Annotated in this window: 19 protein-coding genes and 1 riboswitch; of the genes, 7 read left to right on the forward strand and 12 right to left on the reverse strand. The window is 68.6% G+C overall.

Annotated elements, in window-relative coordinates; all coding sequences use genetic code 11:
* Nucleotides 1–9 precede the first annotated feature (9 nt).
* Nucleotides 10–2,289 carry a 5-methyltetrahydropteroyltriglutamate--homocysteine S-methyltransferase gene (metE, locus tag OVA13_RS14090; RefSeq protein WP_267791096.1) on the forward strand — a complete coding sequence of 760 codons (2,280 nt, stop codon included), beginning with the start codon at nt 10–12 and terminating at the stop codon, nt 2,287–2,289.
* 79 nt (nt 2,290–2,368) lie between these two features.
* On the opposite strand, the gene OVA13_RS14095 is transcribed toward metE, so the two are convergent.
* From OVA13_RS14095 to OVA13_RS14125, 7 genes are all read right to left on the reverse strand, one after another.
* Nucleotides 2,369–2,773 carry an acyl-CoA thioesterase gene (locus OVA13_RS14095; RefSeq protein ID WP_267791097.1) on the reverse strand — a complete coding sequence of 135 codons (405 nt, stop codon included), beginning with the start codon at nt 2,771–2,773 and terminating at the stop codon, nt 2,369–2,371.
* A 222-nt stretch (nt 2,774–2,995) separates the two neighbouring features.
* Complete coding sequence (locus tag OVA13_RS14100; RefSeq protein WP_267791098.1) at nt 2,996–4,015, reverse strand: ribonucleotide-diphosphate reductase subunit beta; 1,020 nt, start codon at nt 4,013–4,015, stop codon at nt 2,996–2,998.
* A 231-nt stretch (nt 4,016–4,246) separates the two neighbouring features.
* The gene (locus OVA13_RS14105; RefSeq protein ID WP_267793540.1) at nt 4,247–6,583 is read right to left on the reverse strand and encodes a ribonucleoside-diphosphate reductase subunit alpha; all 2,337 of its coding nucleotides are present in this window, start codon (nt 6,581–6,583) and stop codon (nt 4,247–4,249) included.
* A gap of 260 nt (nt 6,584–6,843) precedes the next feature.
* A riboswitch (cobalamin riboswitch) is annotated at nt 6,844–7,064 on the reverse strand.
* Nucleotides 7,065–7,334: 270 nt separating this feature from the next.
* Entirely contained in the window at nt 7,335–8,699 is a 1,365-nt protein-coding gene (locus OVA13_RS14110; RefSeq protein WP_267791099.1) for a 2-oxoadipate dioxygenase/decarboxylase HglS, read from the reverse strand.
* A 74-nt stretch (nt 8,700–8,773) separates the two neighbouring features.
* Entirely contained in the window at nt 8,774–9,634 is an 861-nt protein-coding gene (locus tag OVA13_RS14115) for a sterol desaturase family protein (protein ID WP_267791100.1), read from the reverse strand.
* A gap of 10 nt (nt 9,635–9,644) precedes the next feature.
* Nucleotides 9,645–9,944 carry an EF-hand domain-containing protein gene (locus tag OVA13_RS18025; RefSeq protein ID WP_324288216.1) on the reverse strand — a complete coding sequence of 100 codons (300 nt, stop codon included), beginning with the start codon at nt 9,942–9,944 and terminating at the stop codon, nt 9,645–9,647.
* 117 nt (nt 9,945–10,061) lie between these two features.
* Complete coding sequence (locus OVA13_RS14125; RefSeq protein WP_267791101.1) at nt 10,062–10,586, reverse strand: hypothetical protein; 525 nt, start codon at nt 10,584–10,586, stop codon at nt 10,062–10,064.
* A 193-nt stretch (nt 10,587–10,779) separates the two neighbouring features.
* On the opposite strand from OVA13_RS14125, the gene ompR reads away from it, so the two are divergent.
* The 3 genes from ompR to OVA13_RS14140 are packed head-to-tail and all read left to right on the forward strand — an operon-like array spanning nt 10,780 to nt 13,693.
* A complete protein-coding gene (gene ompR, locus OVA13_RS14130; RefSeq protein ID WP_267791102.1) occupies nt 10,780–11,499 on the forward strand; it encodes an osmolarity response regulator transcription factor OmpR in 720 nt (239 codons plus the stop codon).
* Nucleotides 11,496–12,761: an ATP-binding protein gene (locus OVA13_RS14135; RefSeq protein WP_267791103.1), complete on the forward strand. Its 1,266-nt coding sequence runs from the start codon at nt 11,496–11,498 to the stop codon at nt 12,759–12,761. Before ompR ends, OVA13_RS14135 begins: the two co-directional genes overlap by 4 nt.
* A 26-nt stretch (nt 12,762–12,787) precedes the next feature.
* Nucleotides 12,788–13,693, forward strand: a complete 906-nt coding sequence (locus tag OVA13_RS14140) for an alpha/beta hydrolase (protein ID WP_267791104.1) — start codon at nt 12,788–12,790, stop codon at nt 13,691–13,693.
* Between the two features lie 149 nt (nt 13,694–13,842).
* Here the strand turns inward: OVA13_RS14140 and OVA13_RS14145 are convergent, their stop codons facing one another.
* The 4 genes from OVA13_RS14145 to OVA13_RS14160 all read right to left on the reverse strand — a co-directional run bounded on the left by OVA13_RS14145 (nt 13,843) and on the right by OVA13_RS14160 (nt 17,167).
* On the reverse strand, nt 13,843–14,514 hold the full coding sequence (locus OVA13_RS14145) for a hypothetical protein (protein WP_267791105.1): 672 nt from the start codon (nt 14,512–14,514) through the stop codon (nt 13,843–13,845).
* Nucleotides 14,515–14,575: 61 nt separating this feature from the next.
* The gene (locus OVA13_RS14150) at nt 14,576–15,328 is read right to left on the reverse strand and encodes an SIR2 family NAD-dependent protein deacylase (RefSeq protein WP_267791106.1); all 753 of its coding nucleotides are present in this window, start codon (nt 15,326–15,328) and stop codon (nt 14,576–14,578) included.
* Between the two features lie 4 nt (nt 15,329–15,332).
* Nucleotides 15,333–16,508, reverse strand: a complete 1,176-nt coding sequence (gene zapE, locus OVA13_RS14155; RefSeq protein WP_267791107.1) for a cell division protein ZapE — start codon at nt 16,506–16,508, stop codon at nt 15,333–15,335.
* Complete coding sequence (locus tag OVA13_RS14160) at nt 16,505–17,167, reverse strand: alpha/beta hydrolase (protein WP_267791108.1); 663 nt, start codon at nt 17,165–17,167, stop codon at nt 16,505–16,507. Before OVA13_RS14160 ends, zapE begins: the two co-directional genes overlap by 4 nt.
* Nucleotides 17,168–17,341: 174 nt before the next feature.
* On the opposite strand from OVA13_RS14160, the gene OVA13_RS14165 reads away from it, so the two are divergent.
* Entirely contained in the window at nt 17,342–18,256 is a 915-nt protein-coding gene (locus OVA13_RS14165; protein ID WP_267791109.1) for an AEC family transporter, read from the forward strand.
* Nucleotides 18,257–18,457: 201 nt separating this feature from the next.
* Here OVA13_RS14165 and OVA13_RS14170 read toward each other — a convergent pair whose 3' ends face one another.
* Nucleotides 18,458–19,234 carry an alpha/beta fold hydrolase gene (locus OVA13_RS14170; protein ID WP_267791110.1) on the reverse strand — a complete coding sequence of 259 codons (777 nt, stop codon included), beginning with the start codon at nt 19,232–19,234 and terminating at the stop codon, nt 18,458–18,460.
* 735 nt (nt 19,235–19,969) lie between these two features.
* Here OVA13_RS14170 and OVA13_RS14175 point away from each other — a divergent pair.
* Both OVA13_RS14175 and OVA13_RS14180 read left to right on the forward strand, forming a co-directional pair.
* A complete protein-coding gene (locus OVA13_RS14175) occupies nt 19,970–20,473 on the forward strand; it encodes a hypothetical protein (RefSeq protein ID WP_267791111.1) in 504 nt (167 codons plus the stop codon).
* 422 nt (nt 20,474–20,895) lie between these two features.
* Nucleotides 20,896–21,222 carry a hypothetical protein gene (locus OVA13_RS14180; protein WP_267791112.1) on the forward strand — a complete coding sequence of 109 codons (327 nt, stop codon included), beginning with the start codon at nt 20,896–20,898 and terminating at the stop codon, nt 21,220–21,222.
* The last annotated feature ends 445 nt before the right edge of the window (nt 21,223–21,667 follow it).

Genomic DNA, 21,667 nt, shown 5'->3' on the forward strand with positions numbered 1-21,667 from the left:
ACACGCACCATGACCACCGTTACCACCCTTGGCTTCCCGCGCATCGGCGCGAAGCGCGAACTGAAATCCGCCCTGGAAAACTACTGGCGTGGCGACACCAGCGCCGCCGACCTGCAACAGACCGCACGCGACCTGCGCCACCGCCACTGGCAGCTGCAGCGCGATGCCGGCGCCGATGTGGTGCCGTGCAACGACTTCTCGCTGTACGACCAGGTGCTGGACACCGCGTTCCTGTTCGATGCCATTCCCGACGCCTACCGCACGCTGGCCGATGCCGATCCACTGGCGGGCTACTTCGCGCTGGCGCGTGGCGTGCAGAAGGACGGCACCGACCTGCGCGCGCTGGAGATGACCAAGTGGTTCGACACCAACTACCACTACCTGGTGCCGGAACTGCACGCCGGCCAGACCTTCCGCCTGCGCGGCGACAAGCCGCTGGCGGAGTATCGTGAAGCCGTCGCCGCAGGCCACGCCGCACGGCCGGTGCTGCTGGGCCCGGTGAGTTTCCTGTTGCTGTCCAAGGCCGTGGATGGCAGCGACCGCCTCGCGCTGCTGGATCGCCTGCTGCCGGTCTACGCCGAACTGCTGGCGAAGCTGCATCACGCGGGTGCGGACTGGGTGCAGGTCGACGAGCCGTGTCTGGTGCTGAACCTGGACGACGCCACGCGTGCCGCGTACCTGAAGGCCTACGCCACGTTGGCGAAGAACGTGCGGCCTTCATTGCTGCTGGCCACCTACTTCGGCCGCCTGGGCGACAACCTGCCGCTGGCCTGCGCACTGCCGGTGGATGGCCTGCATGTCGACCTGGTACGCGGCAAGGAGCAGCTCGACGACGTGCTGAAGCATCTTCCCAAAGGTCGCGTGCTGTCGGCCGGCCTGGTGGACGGTCGCAACATCTGGCGCACGAACCTGGACAACGCGCTGATCCTCGCCAAGTACGCATCGGGCCACGTGGGCGAGCGCGCGCTGTGGCTGTCGCCGTCGTGCTCGCTGCTGCATGTCCCGGTCGATCTGGCGGATGAAAAGGCACTGCCTTCCGACCTGAAGTCGTGGCTGGCCTTCGCGCGGCAGAAGGTGGAGGAGCTGCGCCTGCTGGCCGATGCGCTGCGCGATCCGCGCGCCGCCGAACCCGGCTTGGCGCTGGCCCGCGACCGCATCGCATCGCGCCGGCAATCCGCACGCGTGCATCGTCCGGAGGTGGCCGCGCGCCTGGCCTCCGCGGAGGCCGCCGACACCCACCGCGACTCGCCGTATCCGCAGCGTCGTGCGGCACAGGCAGCGCTGCTCGGCTTGCCCGGTTTCCCGACCACCACCATCGGCTCGTTCCCGCAGACCCACGAAGTGCGCGAGGCACGGGCACGCAACAAGAGCGGCAAGCTGCCGGACGCGGACTACGAGGCCTTCCTGCGCGAGGAGACCGAACGCTGCGTCCGCTTCCAGGAAGAGATCGGCATCGACGTGCTGGTGCATGGCGAGTTCGAGCGCAACGACATGGTGGAATACTTCGGCGAACAGCTGGACGGTTTCGCGTTCACGAAGAACGGCTGGGTGCAGAGCTACGGCTCGCGCTGCGTGAAGCCGCCGGTGATCTACGGCGATGTCTCGCGCCCGGCGCCGATGACGGTGCGCTGGTCGCAGTACGCGCAGTCGCTGACCGACCGGCCGATGAAGGGCATGCTGACCGGGCCGGTGACGGTGCTGCAGTGGTCGTTCGTCCGTGACGACCAGGCACGCGCGCAGACCTGCCGGCAGATCGCGCTGGCACTGCGGGACGAGGTATTGGACCTCGAAGCCGCCGGCATCCGTGTCATCCAGATCGACGAGCCCGCGCTGCGCGAAGGCCTGCCGCTGCGGCGCGCGGATTGGCAGGCGTACCTGGACTGGGCGGTGGAATGCTTCCGCATCACCGCGGCGGGCGTCGCCGACGATACCCAGGTGCACACGCACATGTGCTACTCCGAGTTCAACGACATCATGCAGGCCGTGGCCGCGATGGATGCCGACGTCATCTCCATCGAGACCTCGCGCTCGCGCATGGAACTGCTGGATGCGTTCGTGAAGTTCCGCTATCCCAACGAGATCGGCCCGGGCGTGTACGACATCCATTCACCGCGCATTCCCACCGGCGGCGAGATGGTCGACCTGCTGCAGAAGGCGCGTGCGGTGCTGGCACCCGAGCAGATATGGGTCAATCCCGACTGCGGCCTGAAGACGCGCGGCTGGCCGGAGGTGCGCACGGCGCTGGAGCGGATGGTGGAAGCAGCCCGCAGCCTGCGCGCGTACGCCTGAACTTTCCATTCACGGGAGCGGCGCGTCGCGATGAAACGGCTGCATGTGTCGTCGCGACTTGCGTCGCTCCCACCTTCAACTAGGTGGCTGGCAAGGGTGGTGCCTGCGTCGGCCGGCCCAGCGGATCCAGGGCGATCATCACGAAGTGGCCGCGCGTGCACAGCTTGCGTTCGCCGGTCAGCAGGTTTTCGGTGATGACTTCGACATCGACATTCATCGAGCTGCGGCCGACCTTCACCACGCGCGCGACCACTTCCACCAGGTCGCCCTTGTGGATGGGCTGGTTGAAGTCCACCTGTTCAGAGCGCGCGGTGACCACCGTGGTGCGGGCATAGCGCGAGGCGGCGATGAACGCCGACATGTCCATCCACGCCAGCGCCTGGCCGCCGAACAGCGTGCCCAGGTGGTTGGTGTGGTCGGGGAAGACCATGTGCAGCAGGCGCGCCTCGAGGGGGCGCGCTTCGGCGTTGGCCAGTTCGGTCATGGTGGTGCTCCGGTTCGCGTACTCCCGGTGGCAGCATAGCGCGCCGGGATGTTGTGCTGGTGTAGGAGCGACGTCAGTCGCGACCGCATGAACGAATGACCCGGATATCCGATGGGCTCCCCATGGCGGGGAAACTGTCGCCGACATGCCCAGGACGGTGTGGCGCCACCGGGCTTTCATTGGTGCGGTCGCGACTCACGTCGCTCCTACAAAGGGCACGGGCTAGAACGCGTGGTCAAAGCCCACTTCGCCCTGCACGCCCACCTGGTAGGCGGACACGCGGCGCTCGAAGAAGTTGGTCAGCTCCTGGACGTCCTGCAGGTCCATGAACGGGAACGGGTTGCTGGCACCGAAGTGCTTGGGCATGCCCAGCTGCGCCATGCGCTGGTCGGCGCAGTACTCCAGGTACTGGCGCATGTCCTTGATCGACAGTCCCGCCACGCCGCCACTCAGCGTGTCCTCGGCGAAGGCGACCTCGCAGTCCACCGCCTCCCCCATCATCTGCACGATCTGCGCCTTCAGCTCGTCGTCGAACAGGTCGGGCTCTTCCTCGCGCGCGGTCTTGATCACTTCGAAGGCGAAGGCCATGTGGCAGCTCTCGTCGCGGAACACCCAGTTGGTGCCGCTGGCCAGCCCGTGCAGCAGGCCGCGCGAGCGCAGGTAGTACACATAGGCAAACGCGCCGAAGAAGAACAGGCCTTCGATGCAGCCGGCGAAGCACACCATGTTCAGCAGGAACTGCCGGCGCTGCTCGCGCGTCTCGATGCGCTGGATGCCCTGCAGCGAGTCGATCCACTTGAAGCAGAACTCGGCCTTCTTGCGGATCGACGGGATGTTCTCCACCGCGGCGAAGGCCTTGGCGCGTTCGTTCGGGTCGGGCAGGTAGGTGTCCAGCAGCGTCAGGTAGAACTGCACGTGCAGCGCTTCCTCGTACAGCTGCCGCGACAGGTACATGCGCGCTTCCGGCGCGTTGATGTGCTGGTAAAGGTTCAGCACCAGGTTGTTCGACACGATCGAGTCGCCGGTGGCGAAGAACGCGATGAGGCGCTCGATCAGGTGGCGCTCGGCCGGGCCGAACTTGTTCTTCAGGTCGTTGGTGTCCAGCGAGAAATCCACCTCCTCCACCGTCCAGGTATTGCGGATGGCATCGCGGTACATCTCGTAGAACTGCGGGTAGCGCATCGGCCGCAGAGTCAGTTCGAAGCCGGGATCGAGGAGCAGCTGGCGGTTGTGGGTGGACATTCAGGGTCTCGCGGTTGCTGGTCCCTTCTCCCGGCGGGAGAAGGTGCCCGAAGGGCGGATGAGGGTATGGCGAAGGCACGGGCGATCGAACCATCACGATCTTGCCGTACCCCCACCCCAGCCCTCCCCCGTGAACGGGGGAGGGGGCAGATCAAATGGGTTGGCGCATCCCTGCGCCGGGAACGTCCTGTTCCGGTATCCGTCGGCAGCGCCGACGTAGGGGAGCGCGTGTTACTGGCAGGCCTCGCAGGCTTCCGGGTTCTCCAGCGAGCAGGCGATGGCCTCGGTCGGCGAGTACTCCGGCTTCGGCGCGACGGCCGCCGCGCTGCCGACCGTGGTCTTGGCGATCCGGGTGGCCGGGCGCGAACGCAGGTAGTACGTCGTCTTGATGCCCTTCTTCCATGCGTACATGTACATGGACGACATCGCGCCGATGTTGGGGCTCTCCATGAACAGGTTCAGCGACGCCGACTGGTCGATGAAGGCACCGCGGTCGGCGGCCATGTCGATCAGCGAGCGCATCGGGATTTCCCATGCCGTGCGGTAGACGCTGCGCAGCGTGTCGGGGATCTGCACCACGTTCTGGATGGAGCCTTCGGCCTGCTTGATGGCGTCGCGCACTTCCGGCGTCCACAGGCCCAGCTTCTTCAGCTCTTCCACCAGGTAACGGTTCACCTGCAGGAAGTCGCCCGACAGCGTCTCGCGCTTGAACAGGTTGCTGACCTGCGGTTCCACGCACTCGTAGCAGCCGGCGATGGACGCGATGGTCGCGGTCGGCGCGATGGCGATCAGCAGCGAGTTGCGCAGGCCGTGCTGCTTGATCCGCTCGCGCAGCGCGTCCCACCGCTCGCGGTCGGCGGGCACCACGCCCCAGGCATCGAACTGCAGTTCGCCGGTGGCCGCGCGCGTGTCGGCGAAGGACGGGTGGCGGCCGCGCTCCTGCGCCAGCTCCACCGACGTGTCCAGCGCATTGAAATAGATGGTCTCGGCGATCTTCGCCGACAGCGCGCGGGCTTCATCGCTGTCGAAGGCCATGCGCTGCCGGAAGAAGACGTCCTGCAGGCCCATCACGCCCAGCCCGACCGGGCGCCAGCGCAGGTTGCCGCGGCGGGCCGATTCGATGGGATAGAAGTTCAGGTCGATCACGCGGTCCAGCTGGCGCACGGCCAGGCGCACGGTCTCGGCTAGCTTGTCGAAATCGAACCCGCCGTCGTCGTCGAAGTGCCGGCTCAGGTTGATCGAACCCAGGTTGCACACCGCCGTCTCTTCGGCCGAGGTCACTTCCAGGATCTCGGTGCACAGGTTGGACAGGTGAATGACGTTGCCGCTGCGCAGTGTCTGGTTGCTGGCCTTGTTGCACTTGTCCTTGAACGTCATCCAGCCGTTGCCGGTCTGCGCCAGCGTGCGCATCATCCGCGCGTACAGTTCGCGCGCCTTGATGCTCTTCATCGCCTTGCCCTGCGCCTCGGCCTGCTCGTACGCACGTTCGAACGCGTCGCCGTACAGGTCGGTGAATTCCGGCACGATGCGCGGGTCGAACAGCGACCAGTCGGCATCGGCCTCCACGCGCTTCATGAACAGGTCCGGCACCCAGTTGGCCAGGTTGAGGTTGTGCGTGCGGCGCGCCTCGTCGCCGGTGTTCTCGCGCAGCTCCAGGAATTCCTCCACGTCCGCGTGCCACGGTTCCAGGTACACGCAGGCCGCGCCCTTGCGCTTGCCGCCCTGGTTGACCGCGGCCACCGAGGAATCCAGCGTCTTCAGCCACGGCACGATGCCGTTGCTGTGGCCGTTGGTGGACTTGATGAGCGAGCCGCGCGAACGCACGCGCGTGTAGCTGACGCCGATGCCGCCGCTGAACTTGCTCAGCTGCGCGATGTCGCCGTACTTCTGGTAGATCGACTCCAGCGAATCCTGCGGCGAATCCAACAGGAAGCACGACGACAGCTGTTCGTGCGTGGTGCCGCTGTTGAACAGCGTCGGCGAGCTGGGCAGGTAGTCCAGGTTGCCCATGCGGCGGTACAGCGCCAGCGCTTCGGGCACGTCCTCGCTCAACGCGCAGGCGATGCGCAGGAAGAACTGCTGCGGCGTCTCGATGACCTTGCGTGTGTGCGGGTGGCGCAGCAGGTAGCGGTCGTACAGGGTGCGCAGGCCGAAGTAGTCGAAGTGCAGGTCCAGCGACGCGTCCAGCGCATCGTTCAACTTGCGGGCGTTGGTCTGCACGAAGCCCAGCAGGCGTTCGTTGATCAGGCCGACCTCGTGGCCGCGCGTGACCGACTGCGAGAACGCGTGGATCTCCTGGCCGGTGACTTCCTTGGTGATGGTGCCGGCCAGCAGGCGCGCGGCCAGGCGGCTGTATTCGGGTTCCTCGGCCGTCAGCAGCGCGGCGGTGCGGATGGACAGTTCATCCAGCTCGCGCGTGGTGGCGCCGTCGTACAGGCCGGAGATGGTGCGGGTGGCCACGCGCATCGGGTCGATGGCATGCAGGCCTTCGCAGTTGCGCTGCACGGCACGGACGATCTTGTTCAGGTCGACGGGTTCGCGGCTGCCGTTTCGCTTGGTCACGCTCATCGCGGTGGCGGTAGGCGGCGGGGTCAAGAGGAATGAGGTCTCGCCGCTGGCGTCGGCAACGGCGGTGTCGGTCTGGTTCACGGTGTTTCTCCCTGCGTGGTGCACGCGGCGGCCCGTCCCTCGCAGGCTGCGTTGGCCGGGTATGGATCAGCAGGGTGGGGAATCGGCGTCGCAGGTGGCGAGACCACGCAGACGGACTGCGGGTGCCCTGCTTCGCCAGCCATCTCCCCCCGGAGAATCCGCGGCCGGCACCGCGCGGTGTGCATCGCGCGGCTGTCGGCAGGTCTTCGGACTCATGGGCGCGGAAGGCGTGGCCTTCCTCCTAACCCGCCGCTTCCCGAGGCCTGGCCTCAGTGCTGTGTGGCGGGGTCGTTCCCAATTACCGCTGCGGGGCAGTGCCGGAATGGGCCCGAAGGCCGCACCGGCTTCCCTTTTCATCCGGAGGCTAGCCACCCCCGGAACCGACAGCCACAAGATAGTGGGGGTGTATGGAAGCGTCAACACCAAATGTTGTGTGGAACAGCAGGTGTCGGTGTGGCGCGGGTTTCACGAGTTGACTCCTTCTCCCCGCTGGCGGGGAGAAGGTGACCGAAGGACGGATGAGGGGCAGGCGCGATGACAACTCGTGCGTGACGCCCTTGGGCATAGAGACCGCTATCCCGATCCGACGCATTGGGTGTCCGGAATCCGCTCGCCCCTCACCCGCGTTCGGAACCCTCTCCCCGCTGGCGCAGGGAGAAGGGTTGGAGCATCAGGCCCGCAGCGTCGCGATCGACGCGTCCTGCGCCTGCGCGTACAGGGCGAACGGGTCGTGGATCGCCTTGCCCAGTGCGGCCTCGAACGCATCCTGGTTGGCATGCGCGTCATACGCGCGTTGTTCGCCGCCGCCCAGGTTGGACTGGAAGATGCCCGCCGCACTGACCGGCAGGAAGTCTTCGTAGACGATCGGGTCGGCCACCGCATGGCCGGCATCGACCAGGGCGCCAGGCGTCATCGCCGCACGTTCGCTGGCGGGCAGTGCCGCACCGGCATCGGTCAGGCGGTAACGGAAGTAGCCCAGGCCGTCGCGGCGCAGCGTGTCTTCGTCATCCGGAAACGCGGCGAACGCATCGGCCAGCCGCTGCGGATAGTCCGCCGACGTGTTGCCGGCGCCGTCGGCCTGCCGCACCTGTGCCAGCAGGCGGTCGTAGAGCGCGCGCCCCGCGGGCGTCAGCGCCAGGCCGCGCTGTTCGATCTCGCCGAAGCGCGCGCTGTGGCTGCCGGGTACCAGCGTGCCGCTGGCATCGGGGAAGGCGACTTCCTCTTCCAGCGCCTTGAAGCTGGTCTGCCGCAGCAGGATGGGCACCGTGCGGCGCGGCGGGCCTTCGATCAGCGCCTTGGCCGGGATGCCACGCTCCAGCATCGCGGCCTGCGCCGCATCGATGTCCAGCGTGCGCGGGGTCAGGTGGTTGATGTGCGGGCCGCGGAAGCTGACCACGTCGGCGACCAGCCGGTGCAGGCCGTGCAGCGCACGGTAGGTTTCCAGCGGCACGGTCGCATCGCCGTGCCAGCGGAAGGTTTCCAGCACTTCGGCGACGAAACGCTGCGCATCCGCGTCGCCCAGTCCGCCGTCGCGTTCGGCCTGGTCCACCAGCACGCGCGCGCCGGCGGTGAAGATGTCGCGTCGCGCCAGGATCGCTTCGGCTTCCGCACGCAGCGTCGCGTCGGCGATCAGCTCCAGCCGCAGCAGCGAGGTGAAGATGCGGAACGGGTTGGCGGCCAGCGCGTCTTCGGTCAGCGGCCGGAAGGCGGTGGCGTGCACCGGCACGCCGGCCACGGTCAGGTCGTAGTAGCCCACCGCGTGCATGCCCATCAGCGCGAACACGCGGCCCAGCATCGCCAGTTCCGCCGGCGTGCCCACGCGGATCGCACCATGGCGCTCCAGGTCCAGGCGCCCGGTTTCGCCGGTGCGCTGCAGGCGGTCCGCCAGCGCGGTGTCGCGGGCCAGCGTGTCGGCATTGATGTCGCCGACCAGCGCGATCAGGTCGCCGTACAGCGGCACCTCGGTGCGGTACATGTCGGACATGGCCTGGGCGAACAGGCCGCGGATGCGGTCGGGCGGAACGAAAGCGGTCATGGGGCTCGGCGTGCGGGCGGCGTAAGGCCGCCGGGGGGGCGTATTGTCGCCGGCCGCGCCGGCCCGGGCCACTCTCAACGGCGCGGGCGGACCGCTTCCGCACCGTCGGGGACGTATCCGGGCGGTCCGAACAGTGTCATCACGACCTGCCGCAGGCCACGCGCCCGGCGAAGGTCGCGGCCCAGCTTCACCCAGGCATGGAACGCGATGATCACGGGGTTGTAGCTGCGCACCGGCTCGACCAGCCCGTAGCGGAGCGGTACGCCGGGGATTTCCTGGCGGCAGGTGCCGAACAGGCGGTCGAACACGATCAGCACGCCGCCGTAGTTGCAGTCCAGGTACTGCGGGTTGCTGGCGTGGTGCACGCGGTGGTGCGCGGGCGTGTTGAAGACGAACTCGATGGGCCGCGCAAGCTGCGGCACCAGTTCGGTATGCAGCCCGTACTGGTACAGCAGGTTCACCGCCAGCGCGCCGACCACATACGGCACCGGGAAACCCAGCCACACCAGTGGCCCGAAGAACACCGCGGCGCCGGTCAGCTTGCCGGTCCAGCCCAGCCGGTACGCGGTCGACAGGGCGTACTGCTCGGAGGAGTGGTGCACCGAATGGTTCAGCCAGAACCAGCGCACGCGGTGATCGGCGCGATGCATCCAGTAGTAGCAGAACTCCTGGCCGACGAAGAGCGCCACCCAGTGCCACCCGCGATCCATCGCGATCGTCGTCAGCCGGAAGTCCCAGATCGCCAGCAGCAGCACGCCCACCACGCCGCCCTGGACCAGCAGGCCCAGCAATGCACGCCCCGCCGCATCGCCCAGCGATGCCCAGTAGCTCTTCCAGTCATAGCCGCCGCGCCGCATCAGCCATGCGCCTTCCAGCGCGGCGATGCCCGCGAACACCAGCAGGGGCACACCCAACAGCGGGGGCAGCGAGGCCATCGTCGCGGCCTCAGCGCTGGCGACGGCGTTCGGCCAGCTGCGCGGCCATCGCCCGCATCTCGTCAGGCGACAGCCTGCCGTCGCCATTGGCGTCCAGCGTGTCGAAGTTCTTCGCCACGCGCGGCAGCCTGGCCTCGGCTTCCGCCTTGTCGATCAGGCCATCGCCGTTGGCATCGGCGGCTTGCAGCCGTTCCTGCAGCTTGGCTTTCTGTTCTTCGGTCAGCGTGCGTTGCTGCGCGCCGGCGGGGGCGGCGACCAGCACGAAGATGGACAGCGTGGTGGCGAGGGGGAGCAGGATGGAACGGGACATCGGGAATCTCCAGGTGAGCAAAAAAAGGTGCAGGCGCGGCGGTGCGGGAATGCATCCGTGCGACAGGGGGGAGTGCCATGCCGCCGCGCCTGCGGGAAAGCGGGAGCAGCCGGCCGATCAGTTGCCGCGCGGACAGGCGATGGCGTCACCGGCGGCATTGGTGCAGCTGCGTGTGTGCACCAGCGTGCCGTCCGACACCGTCGTGCTGCCGGTGTAGCGGTTGCCGTTGGCGCCGGTAGCGGTGGTGTTGCGTGCACCGCTGACATGGCCGTCCGCGTCGCGGCTGACGCCGCCGCTGGTGCTGGCTGTGCCGCCGTTCGGACCGTTGGCATACGCGCTGCGCTGGCGGCCGGCGCTGCCATCGGCATGGCGGTAGGCGCTGCGGTCGTAACCGGCGCTGCCGCCGTTGGCGCCGCTGAGGCTGCCGCTGCGCGCGGCGCTCGCATTGCCCTGGCCGTCGGCCTGCCAGTTGCGCTGGCGCTGGCTGTCGAAGCGCGCATTGCGGCGTTCGACGGCGACACTGCCGCCCTGGGCGGTGCGCTGCACAGCGCGGCTGCGCTCGCGTGCGTCGGCATGGTCGGCGAACAGGGTGGTGGCGCACAGGGTGAAGGCGGTGGCGATCAGGAACGGGGTCTTGCTCATGGCGGAATCCTCGTCGGGTGTGGGATGGCCGCACAGGGGAAGCGGCGGCAGGACCACGGTAGGGCGGGCAACGCCGGCAGGTGTGTCGCCGTTGACAGCAGATGTGTCTGCGGGCGGCGCGGGAAACATCTGCTTACAAACGGGCCGCCGGCGGGGTTTGCCGGCCGTCGCGGCGGCGGGCGATAGTGGCCGCATGGAAGATGCCCTCCCCCGTGTGCTGCTGGTCGACGACGACATGCGCCTGCGCGAGCTGCTTCAGCGTTACCTGCAGTCGCAGGGCTTCGACGTGCGCGGCGCGGGCGATGCCGCGCAGATGCGGCAGGCGCTGGACCGCGGCCACTTCGACCTGATCGTGCTGGACCTGATGCTGCCCGGCGAGAACGGCCTGGAGATCTGCCGCCGCCTGCGCGGGCAGGGCGACGCCACGCCCATCGTCATGCTGACCGCGAAAGGCGACGAGATCGACCGCATCGTCGGCCTGGAGATCGGCGCCGACGATTACGTGCCCAAGCCGGTGAATCCGCGTGAGCTGCTGGCGCGCATCCGGTCGGTGCTGCGGCGCACGCGCCCGGCGCCCGGCGCGCCGCAGGCCGACGGGGGCGAGGTGGTGTTCGGACCTTTCACCCTCGACCTTGGGCGGCGCGAACTCACCCGCAACGGCGCCTTGCTGCGGCTGACCAGCGGCGAATTCGCCGTGCTCTCGGTGCTGCTGCGGCATCCGCGCCAGCCGCTCAGTCGCGACCGCCTGATGAGCCTGGCGCGTGGCCGCGGGCACGAGGCCTTCGAGCGCAGCATGGACGTGACCATCGCGCGCCTGCGCCGCCTGCTGGAAGACGATCCGCGCCAGCCGCGCCTGATCCAGACGGTGTGGGGCGTGGGCTACGTGTTCGTGCCACCGGAGGCCACGCCATGAGGTCGCCGTTGCCGCGCAGCGTGTTCGGCCAGCTGGCGCTGGTGATCGCGCTGGTGCTGGTCGGCGCGGGGGTGCTGGCCGTCCTGCTCGGCCGCGAACTCGCCACGCGGCCGGCCGCCGACCAGCTGCTGCGCGCGATGCAGGGCTTCGCCGAAGTGGTGGAAGCGCTCGACCAGCACCAGCCGCATGCGCGCACCGTGCAGCAGCTGCGTGATGCCGGGCTGGAAGTGCGCAGCACGCCGCCCGCCGACGCACGACCGCGCTTCGCCCCGTTGCTGCGCGAACTGCGCGAGCAGGCGGCGGGCACGCTGGGCCCCGGTCGCGAACTGCGGATGGATGCCGGCCGCGGCTTGCGGGTGATCTGGCTGAAACCGGCCACGCGCGCACCGCTGTGGGTGTCGTTCGCCTACGAGCGCCCGGGCACCGGCATGCGCCGGTTCTCGGTGTTCATGCTGGTGGGCTGCGTGGCCCTGGTCTGGCTGGCGGCCGCCTATTTCGCGCGCCGGCTGGTGCAGCCGTTGCGCCAGCTCGCGGCCGCGGCGCCGGCCATCGTGCGCGGCGATGCGCCGCCGCCGGTGCATGCACGCGGCCCGCGCGAAGTGGCGGAACTGGCGCAGGCGCTGGGCGACGCCAGCCGCGACGTCCGCGCGGCGGCGGAAGAACGCGCGCTGCTGCTCGCCGGCATCTCGCACGACCTGCGCACGCCGCTCACGCGCCTGCAGTTCGCACTGGAGATGGTCCCCGACACCGATCCCGGACTGACCCGCAGCATGCAGCGCGACATCATGGAGATGGACGCGATCCTGGGCCAGTTCATCGCCTTCGCCCGCGATGGCCGCGACGAAGGCAGCGAGACCGTCGACCTGGCCGCGATCTGCCGCCATGCGGTCGCCGCGGCGTCGAAAGGATGGCGCGTGGACCTGCCGGAACACGCCCTGCTGCCCGGCAAGCCGATGGCCCTGCTGCGCGCGGTGGAGAACCTGCTGGTCAACGCCGAGCGGCATGGCGCGTTGCCGTTGTCGTTGCAGCTGTGGTCCGAAGGCGCGGCATGGGTGGTCGAGGTCGCCGACGGCGGCCCCGGTCTTTCCGCCGAAGCCGCCGAGCGCGCACGCCAGCCCTTCGTCCACGACCAGGCGGGTGGCGGCAGCGGGCTGGGGTTGCCGATCGTCGACCGCGTGGCCCGCCAGCACGGCGGCGAACTGCGCCTGCTGCCGAACACGCCCCAGGGCCTGCGTGCGCAACTGGTGCTGCGCGCGGGTTGAACCGGATGTCACGACGAGGTGATGCGATGAAGATGCTGTTCCGCGCCGGCCTGCTGGCCTGCGCTCTGCTCGCCGTAGTGCCGCTGGCGGCGCAGACCTTCCGCGAGCGGCTGCAGGAGATGCGCGAGGCGTCGCGCCAGCCGGCCGCCCGTCCACCCACGTTGCCCGCCGGCGCGCGCGCGGCGCGCGACGTGTCGTACGGCAACGACCCGCGCCAGCGTTACGACGTCTACCTGCCCGCGCAGGCGCGCAACGCGCCGGTGATCCTGTTCGTGCACGGCGGTGGCTGGGCCAACGGCAACAAGGACAATCCCGGCGTGGTCGAGAACAAGGCCGCGTACTGGCTGCCGAAGGGCTACGTGCTGGTCTCGATCAACTACCGCATGCGCCCGGACACCGCGCCGATCGACCAGGCCCGCGACGTGGCACGCGCGCTGGCCGATGTGCAGAAGCGCGCACCGTCGTGGAACGCCGATCCGGCGAACGTATTGCTGATGGGCCATTCCGCGGGCGCGCACCTCGCCGCGCTGGTCGGCGCCTCGTCCACGCTGTGGCGCGACGCGGGTGCCACGCGGCCGCGCGGCGTGGTGTCGCTGGACAGTGGCGCGCTGGACGTGCCGCTGACGATGAAGAAGCCCCCGCTGCCGCGCATCTACGACACGGCGTTCGGCAGGAATCCCGCCGACTGGATCGCCGCCTCGCCCTACCACCAGCTCGCCCGCGATGCGGTGCCGATGCTCTTCGTCTGCTCGTCGCGACGGCAGGATGCCTGCCCGCAGGGGCGTGCGATGGTGGAAAAGGCGAAGGCGCTGGGCGTGCCGATGGAGGTGCTGCCGGAAGACCTCTCGCACGGCGAGGTGAATCGCGAGCTGGGGCTGCCGTCCGACTACACCCAAGCAGTGGATGCGTTCGTGCGGCGCCACATAAGGTAGGCCACCTCTTCGTGGGAGCGACGTAAGTCGCGAACGGCTACCGGTAAAGCCTCATCGCGACTTGCGCCGCCCCCACCGCCGCGTCAATTCCGTGCATCTTCGCGCTTCGGTTTCTTCCCTGTGGACACAGGAAAAAGGAAAGAGGCCGGTCAGCGCGTTATCCGCACCGCGCCCAGCGCTTCCTGCAGACGCGCGCGCGCCGTCGCTTCATCGAACGGCGGCGTCGCCGGCGAGTCGTAGACCTCCGGGCGGGTGCCGGCGACCAGCAGGTCGATGGCGATGCAGCGCTCGTTGCGCACCGACCGGTAGGCGTCGACCGACTGGTAGTGGCTCATCGCCGCATCGGCGGCACGGAAGTGGCGGAACGGTTGCCCGTCGATGCGCACCTCATCGGACGGCTCGGCGGTCGCGCCTTCCGGTGGGTCCAGGCAGGTCACGACGGCATGGCTGTCGGTGCTGGTGCCGATGCGCAGTTCGGCCGCGGTGATCTTGTCCGAACCCTCCAGCACCAGCGCGGCCAGCGGTTCGCCGCGCGCCTCCGGTGCGGCGAACGCTTTCCACATGCCCGCAGACAGGTAATCGCGGGTGAAGTCGCGATGGAGCGCGAAGCCTGGCGTCGGCGCCAGCGCGATGCCCACATCGTCGTCCGAGAACTGGAACTGCGGCGCCTCCCGTCCCGTCACCGGTGGCGCGGGATCGGCGATCTCGGCGGCGGCCTGCACAGCACCGTCGACATCCTGGGCGTCGGGCGCGCGCTGGCAGCCGGCCAGCATCGCCACGGCGAGCATGGCGCAAAGCGGAATGCAGGTGATCGGCTTCATGGGGGTCTCCTCGACGGAGTCCCGAGTCTGGCAAGCACTGCGTGAAGCCGGTGCCTGCGGATCAGCCCAGCAGCGGCGGCAACGCCTGCGCCGCGGTCGCACGCCAGACGTGATCGACCTCCGCGGACAGCGCGGTGGGCTCAGGATTGATCTCCACGACCGTGGCGCCATGACGTCGCGCCAGTGCGGGCAGCCCAGCGGCCGGGTACACCAGGCCCGACGTGCCCACGACCAGCATCAGCGCACAACGTGTCGCCGCATCGACCGCCGTCGCCCAGGCGTCATCCGGCAACGCTTCCCCGAACCACACCACGCCCGGACGGATGCGGTCACCACAAGCCGTGCAGCGCATCGGTTCGATGCGTTGCCGGTCCGGCACGTACGCGTCCAGCGCGCCGTCGTGCGCGCGTCCGCAGGCGAAGCAGCGCAGGGCGGACAGGCTGCCATGCACATGCGCGTCCACCGTGCTGCCGGCGCGTTCGTGCAGGTCGTCCACGTTCTGGGTGACCAGCGACAGCGGTACGCGCTGCGCGGGTCCGGCCAGCGCCGCATGGCCGGCATTCGGCCGCGCGTTGCAGACCAGCTGCATGCGCCACCGGTACCAGCCCCAGACCAGCGCGGGGTCGTCACGCCAGGCCCCGGCCGTCGCCAGCCGCATCGGGTCGAAGCGCGACCACAGGCTGTCGTGGGTGCCGCGGAACGTGGGAATGCCGCTCTCGGCGGACATGCCGGCGCCGGTCACGACGCACACATGCCCGCCCCCGGCGATCGTCCGGTGCAGGGCCTCGGCGATGGCGGGTGGCACGGGCGTCATGCGCTCACGCCTTGTGCTGCGTGGCCAGGTACTCGGTGCTCTGCATTTCGATCAGGCGCGAGGCGGTACGCTCGAACGCGCCCTGCAGCCGCGTGCCCACGTACAGCGCGGGCGGCGCATCGGCGGCGGTGCAGACCAGGTTGACGTGGCGGTCGTACAGCTCGTCGATCAGGTTGACGAAGCGGCGCGCCGCGTCTTCGTTGAGCGCATCGAAGCGCGGGATGCCGCCCAGCAGCAGCGTGTTGAACTCGCGCGCGATCTCGATGTAATCGGACGTCCCGCGCGGGCCTTCGCACAGCGCGGCGAAGTCGAACCACACGATGCTCTTGCCGCGGGCCCGCACCGGAATCTTGCGGCCTTCGATCTCGATGTTGCCGGCCGGCGCATCGCTGCCGCCACTCAGCTCGCGCCAGCGCGAGGCCAGCCAGGCGTCGGATTCGCCATCCAGCGGCGCGCGGTAGACCGGCGACCGCGTCAGCGCACGCAGGCGGTAATCCTCGTCGCCGTCGGACCGCACCACCACGCAGTGCTGCTGCAGCAGCGCGATGGCGGGCAGGAACCCCGCACGCTGCAGGCCGTCGCGGTAGAGATTTTCCGGTGCGGTGTTGGACGTCGTCACCAGCGTCACGCCCTCGGCGAACATGCGGTCCAGCAGCCGGGCCAGCAGCATCGCATCGCCGATGTCGGTGACGAAGAACTCATCCAGCACCAGCACGCGCAGCTTGCCGCGCACCTCGCGCACGATCTTCGCCAGCGGATCGCTTTCCCCCGCATGCTGGCGCAGGCGGTCGTGCACGCCGCGCATGAAACGGTGGAAATGCGTGCGGTATTTGCCGCCTTCGCCCGATTGCCCGGCCTGCGCGTGCGGCACGCCGGTGCGCCCCGACACCGACCACGTCGGCAGCGGCAGGTTGTCGTAGAACAGGTCCACCAGGAAGGTCTTGCCGCGGCCCACGTCGCCCCAGTAGTACAGGCCCGGCACCGGCTCCAGCTTCCTGCCCAGCAGGCGACCGAAGAAGCCGTTGTCCGCCGGCGTGGCGAGCAGCGCGGCATGGATGCGGTCCAGCTGCGCGAGCGCTGGGTGCTGCGCGGGATCGTCCTCCCACTGCCCCTGCGCCGCGCCGCGCGCGTACACCTGCGAGGGCGTCGGTGCGCCGTCCGTAACGTCGGCCACCGTCATGCCGCCGGCACGTAGTCTTTCATCGCGTGCTTGATGGCGCCGCGCAGGTCCATCAGCTTGCGGTGGAAGAAGTGGCTGGTTTCCGGCATGCGGATCAGTTCCGGCGGGTCCTTGAGGCCATCGATCCAGTCGTACACCGCCTGGGGTTCGACGATCTCGTCCTCTTCACCCTGCACCACCAGCCACGGGCAGGCCGGCGGCACGATGGATTCGAAGTCCCAGCGCCCGGCCGGCGGTGCGATCGAGAGCAGTGCATCGGGCTTCAGTTCGTCCGTCATGCGCAGCGACACATAGGCGCCGAAGCTGAAACCCCCCAGCCACAGTGCCGTGCCCGGGCGCTGTCCGCGCACCCATTGCACCACCGCGCGCAGGTCGTCGCCCTCGCCCTGGCCCTGGTCGAAGCTGCCCGCCGACGCGCCGGTGCCGCGGAAATTGAAACGCACCGTCACCGCACCCAGCTCGCGCAGGCTGCGGGCCGCCATCACCACCACCTTGTTGTGCATGGTGCCGCCCTCGGTCGGCAGCGGATGGCAGACCACCGCGGTGACCGCCTTCACCGGCTCGCCGTCTTCCGGCCAGTCGATGTGGGCTTCCAGAGGTCCGGCAGGACCGGTCAGCGTGATCGGGCCGGACGTGGCGGGGAAGGCGGGTGTGTTCATGCCGCCATGATAAAGCCTGCCTGCGCCCGGCCGGGGTGATCCGGCCCTCACGCGCGGGAATGCCGGCGCTTCCTTCGCCGCAATGAACCAGTGGCGCGCGTACGCCGAAGGTCTTGCAGCCGCGGCGTGGCCGGGTATGCGATCCTGCCCGCCCCACGTTGCCCCCGCTGCACGATGGCGTTCGACGCATTCGCCCTGATCCTGACCATGCTTGCGCTCGGCATGGTGTTCGCACGCCTGCGCGTGTTCCCCGACAACGCCGCCGACGTGCTCAACCGCGTGGTGCTGTACGTCTGCCTGCCCGCCGCCGTGCTGACCTACGTGCCACGCCTGCACGTGGATGCCTCGCTGCTGGGCGTGATCGCCACGCCGTGGGTGCTGACCGCCGCCACCGTGGCGCTGGTCGCCCTGGCTACGCGCGCCTTCAAGTTCCGCCGCGACGAGCATGCCGTGCTGCTGCTGTGCGTGGCGCTGTGCAACAGCAGCTTCATCGGCTATCCCATGGTGCGCGCGCTGCTGGGCGAACACGCGCTGCCGTATGCCGTGGTCTACGACCAGTTCGGTACCTTCGTGCTGCTGTCCACCTTCGGCCTGTACGTGCTGGCGCGCTACGGCGGCGACACCCCGCCGACCGCGCGCGAGATCGGCCGTCGCATCGCCAGGTTTCCCCCGGTGTGGGCGCTGCTGTTCGGCCTGACGCTGATGCCGGAACAGCCCCCCGCCTGGATCGCTGCCGCCCTGCAGAAGCTCGCCGACGCCATGCTGCCGCTGGTGATGCTGGCGGTGGGCCTGACCATCCAGCTGAAACTGCCGCGCGACGAGGTGAAGCCACTCGCCGTCGGCCTGCTGCTGCGGCTGATCGTCATGCCCGCCCTTGCGCTGCCGCTGTCGCTGGCGTTCGGCATGTCCGGCGAGATGCTGCAGGCCAACGTCCTGGAGTCGGCCATGCCCACCATGATCACCGCCGCCGCCCTCGCCATCTCGCACCAGCTGGCCCCGCGCCTGGCCGCCGCCCTGGTCGGCTACGGCATCCTGCTGTCGCTGGTGACCCTGCCGCTGTGGGCGTGGGTGGTGGGGCGGTTCGCCTGACGGGCGTTGGCACTCGAAACCGTAGCGGTACACCCCAGGGTTCACCGTCATCCCACGCTGGGGTGGGGATTCGACGTGTATCCGGAGCGGTTTGCCGCTTGGCGGGATAGGCCAACGCCTGACCCGCATCCGCACCGCGTGCGCAGAATAGAAAAGGCGGGCAGTCGCCTGCCCGCCTCACGTCATCGCGGTGGTCGCGATTTACTTCGCGGCGCGCGCTGCTGCGGCGATCACGTCAGCGACGGCCTGCGGGTCGGAGGACATCGGCACGTGGCTGGTCTGCAGCACCGTGGTGGTGGCCCCCATGCGTGCGGCCAGGGCGCGCTGGGCCTGCGGGTCGATCATGCGGTCCTGCGCGGCCACGATGTACCACGACGGCTTGCTGCTCCAGGCGGCGACGGTGACTTTCTGCGCGAAGTTGGCGGCGCGCACCGGGCCCTGCGTGGCGGCGATCAGGTTGGCTTCCTCGGCGCTGACGTCCTGGGCGAAATCACGCGCGATGGCGTCGGCCGGCAGCGTCAGGTAACCGTGCGCATCCTGGATGAAGTGCGCCACGCCCGGCGGCGTCGCGTGGTCCTTCACGCCGTCCACCGAGGCTTCGCCCAGGGCCGGTGCGAACGAGGCCACGTACACCAGCGACTTCACCTTGGCATGGCCGCCGGCCTGGGTGATGACGGTGCCAGCCCACGAATGGCCCACCAGCACCACCGGACCGGTCTGCGCGTCGATGACGCGGTTGGCCGCGGCCACGTCGTCTTCCAGCGAGGTCAGCGGGTTCTGCACCGCCACGGCCTTCAGGCCCTTGGCCTGCAGCAGCGGGATGACCTTGTTCCACGACGAGCCGTCGGCGAAGGCGCCATGCACCAGCACGACGGTGGGGGTGGCGGCATCGGTGGCCGGGGCGTCGGCGGCGAAGGCGGGCGCAATGGCCGCCAGGGTCAGGGCGGAAGCCAGCAGGGAGCGGGTCAGCAGGTTCATGGCGTAGTCCTCAGGGAGTGTCGTTGGGTGGGCGTCCCGGCGCAGGTGGCGCCCGGTGGAGATACTTTCCTCCAAAGCGCAGGACGATAGGTCACGTGGAGTCCTGAAAACTTGATCAATCGTGCTCAAGAGGCGATGCGAACGCCGACAGGTCGCCGCCTGCCACCGCTCAGGCCCGGCGGGCGTGCCGCGCCCCTCGGCGGACCGGCGGGCGTCTGTAGCGCGTCGGGCTACGGAGCCCCACCCGTCAGGCAGGGGAACACGGCGCTCCGTGCTGCGGCACCCGGAACGCCACGCGGAAAGCCTGGCGCGCCAGGTTGTCGGGCACGAAGCGCGATGCCGCCCTCGCGGCGCGGCGGGTACGGGAGCACGGCGCTTCGTGTGGCAGACCCCGGAGCGCGAGGCACCCCGCCTGACGTGTCAGGTGCAGCAACATCGCGCGTGGGGTGCATGAGCATGAAGCGTCGGGTTCACCCGCACGAAGCGCGACGTGCAATGCCCGGCGCATGGGGCACAAAGCCTCGCGCTCCGGGTCGCGGTGCCCGGCACATGGCGAGTGGCCAACTCGGCACCCAACGCGAAGGGCCATCCGCCTCCCTTCCCGCCGCTGCACCCGGTCATGCGCAGGGCGTCTTCTCACATTGCCAGTGCGCATGCGCCGGCTGCCCGCCGACGCGTTAGCCTGCGGCTGCCGCAGGTACGCGGCACGCACTGACAAGGACTCAAGGAGAGACGATGCGTCAGAACCTGGTGGACATCACTTTCACGCCGGACGCCGCGGACGAGATCGAGCACGCGCTGGCCACCCTCGAAACCCACTTCGCCGCGCTGGTGGCGTTGACACCGGCACAGCGGCGCGGGTTGTTGAAGATGGGCGACAACTCCGAAGCGTTCTGCCGCCAATCCATGCACGTGGTGCAACAACACCCCGGCGTGCTGCCGCGTGCCTTCGACCTGGACGCCTGCCTGCGCGACCTGCACGCCCTGGACCAGCTGCGCCCCTGGCTGATGCGCGTGATCCGCCTGCACGAGCGCCTGGCCGACACCGAGACCGCGCTGGGCAGCGACCTGATGGTCGCCGCGCTGGACGCCTACGCCTTCCTCAAGGTGGCCGGCCAGGGCGAAGGCCTGGACAACATCCGCCGCGAACTGGGCACCCGCTTCGCGCGCCCGCGGCGACGCACTGCCGCCGCGACCGTTTCCGTCGAAGACCCATCCGAGGACCCCAGTGAATCTTGACGGGGTGGCTGTGCGTGGAGAGGATGCGGGCGGGGCCCGGAGGGGGTTAACAGGGTTAGGCAGCGATGGTTACGGATACCCAAGACATCGCGGATCGATGGGCACGGCGCGGGCTGTACTTCCTCATCATGGGTCTAGGTGCCATTTTTGCCTACTTCAACGAGCTTCATGGATGGGTCCAGGCACCTGACTATCCTCGTTCCACCGACTTCTTGTTCGACCCGCTCGCGCCTTACATCGACCAATACTTGCCGTGGACTGCAGTTGCACTCGGCGGGCTGTTCCTTCTGGCGTCCGGGTACAGCTTCTATCGTTTCGTCCAAGCGGACTCTGCGGGCGGGTCAGCCGCCTAACCATTCATTCAAGCCAAACCCGCTTCGCGGGCCGACTTAGTTCAGGCGTTAGGCCTAGCTGGAGAGTTCATGGCATCCAAAGTCCTTCTTACCGTACTAGCCGTCGCCTGCATATTCCTCGGTTACCGCGTGCTTCGTCTTGAGGCTGAGGTACATCAGCTCCAACGCAATGCCGCGATTGCGGTGCTTTCTGCCGAGATCGCAAACAAGAAGATCGGCGCTATTGCACCGTACTTCCAAGAGGACAAGGATGCATTCGCCAACGCTTGGATTGATGATTCAAACATGCCGGGCGCTGCCTTTCCCGATGATGTCCTGGTCCCACTCAAGAACGAGCTTTCTCGCAAACGAGCGGAACCGTCGTCGCAACAACTCAAGGCCCAGACCTTCCGGTAGGCTAGGCCTAACAATTCATTCAAGCCGAACCCGCTCCGCGGGCCGGCTTAGTTCGGCGTTAGGCGCAACTGACGGTAGGAGCCGAGTCATGACCTCAGGTACGTATCTATGGACTGCAGTCGGATTTCTCGTGGTCGGAGTAATTTGCTACTTGGCTGGCGCTGGCTTGGTCTTCTTCAACAGCTTATTCGCGCTTCTGTTCTTCGTCCTCTGGCTGAAAGAGAAGGCCGCCAAGAGATCCAAACTGAAGGTAACCACTAAGCGTCCCGAACGTTGACGCCTGCGCCCAATAATTCATTCAAGCCGAGCCGCATCGCTACGGCATTGATCGGACAGTTGGCCGGGCAAGAGCGGTTCGGCTTAATTCAGGCGTTAGGCCACTCATGACACAACTGCGTCTCGTGATTTTTTCGGCCTTCCTCGTAGCCGTCAATTTTGTGTCTGC

The organism is Pseudoxanthomonas sp. SL93 (assembly GCF_026625825.1).
In the GTDB taxonomy this organism is placed as follows: domain Bacteria; phylum Pseudomonadota; class Gammaproteobacteria; order Xanthomonadales; family Xanthomonadaceae; genus Pseudoxanthomonas_A.

Bases quoted from the DNA above. Each gene is read 5' to 3' on its own strand.
- OVA13_RS14100 (WP_267791098.1), bottom strand. From the start codon at position 4,015: ATGTCCACCCACAACCGCCAGCTGCTCCTCGATCCCGGCTTCGAACTG.
- OVA13_RS14165 (WP_267791109.1), top strand. From the start codon at position 17,342: ATGGCGTTCGACGCATTCGCCCTGATCCTGACCATGCTTGCGCTCGGC.
- OVA13_RS14105 (WP_267793540.1), bottom strand. From the start codon at position 6,583: ATGAGCGTGACCAAGCGAAACGGCAGCCGCGAACCCGTCGACCTGAAC.
- OVA13_RS14135 (WP_267791103.1), top strand. From the start codon at position 11,496: ATGAGGTCGCCGTTGCCGCGCAGCGTGTTCGGCCAGCTGGCGCTGGTG.
- metE (WP_267791096.1), top strand. From the start codon at position 10: ATGACCACCGTTACCACCCTTGGCTTCCCGCGCATCGGCGCGAAGCGC.
- OVA13_RS14175 (WP_267791111.1), top strand. From the start codon at position 19,970: ATGCGTCAGAACCTGGTGGACATCACTTTCACGCCGGACGCCGCGGAC.
- OVA13_RS14170 (WP_267791110.1), bottom strand. From the start codon at position 19,234: ATGAACCTGCTGACCCGCTCCCTGCTGGCTTCCGCCCTGACCCTGGCG.
- zapE (WP_267791107.1), bottom strand. From the start codon at position 16,508: ATGACGGTGGCCGACGTTACGGACGGCGCACCGACGCCCTCGCAGGTG.
- OVA13_RS14115 (WP_267791100.1), bottom strand. From the start codon at position 9,634: ATGGCCTCGCTGCCCCCGCTGTTGGGTGTGCCCCTGCTGGTGTTCGCG.
- OVA13_RS14160 (WP_267791108.1), bottom strand. From the start codon at position 17,167: ATGAACACACCCGCCTTCCCCGCCACGTCCGGCCCGATCACGCTGACC.
- OVA13_RS14145 (WP_267791105.1), bottom strand. From the start codon at position 14,514: ATGAAGCCGATCACCTGCATTCCGCTTTGCGCCATGCTCGCCGTGGCG.
- OVA13_RS14110 (WP_267791099.1), bottom strand. From the start codon at position 8,699: ATGACCGCTTTCGTTCCGCCCGACCGCATCCGCGGCCTGTTCGCCCAG.
- OVA13_RS14180 (WP_267791112.1), top strand. From the start codon at position 20,896: ATGGCATCCAAAGTCCTTCTTACCGTACTAGCCGTCGCCTGCATATTC.
- OVA13_RS18025 (WP_324288216.1), bottom strand. From the start codon at position 9,944: ATGTCCCGTTCCATCCTGCTCCCCCTCGCCACCACGCTGTCCATCTTC.
- ompR (WP_267791102.1), top strand. From the start codon at position 10,780: ATGGAAGATGCCCTCCCCCGTGTGCTGCTGGTCGACGACGACATGCGC.
- OVA13_RS14150 (WP_267791106.1), bottom strand. From the start codon at position 15,328: ATGACGCCCGTGCCACCCGCCATCGCCGAGGCCCTGCACCGGACGATC.
- OVA13_RS14095 (WP_267791097.1), bottom strand. From the start codon at position 2,773: ATGACCGAACTGGCCAACGCCGAAGCGCGCCCCCTCGAGGCGCGCCTG.
- OVA13_RS14140 (WP_267791104.1), top strand. From the start codon at position 12,788: ATGAAGATGCTGTTCCGCGCCGGCCTGCTGGCCTGCGCTCTGCTCGCC.
- OVA13_RS14125 (WP_267791101.1), bottom strand. From the start codon at position 10,586: ATGAGCAAGACCCCGTTCCTGATCGCCACCGCCTTCACCCTGTGCGCC.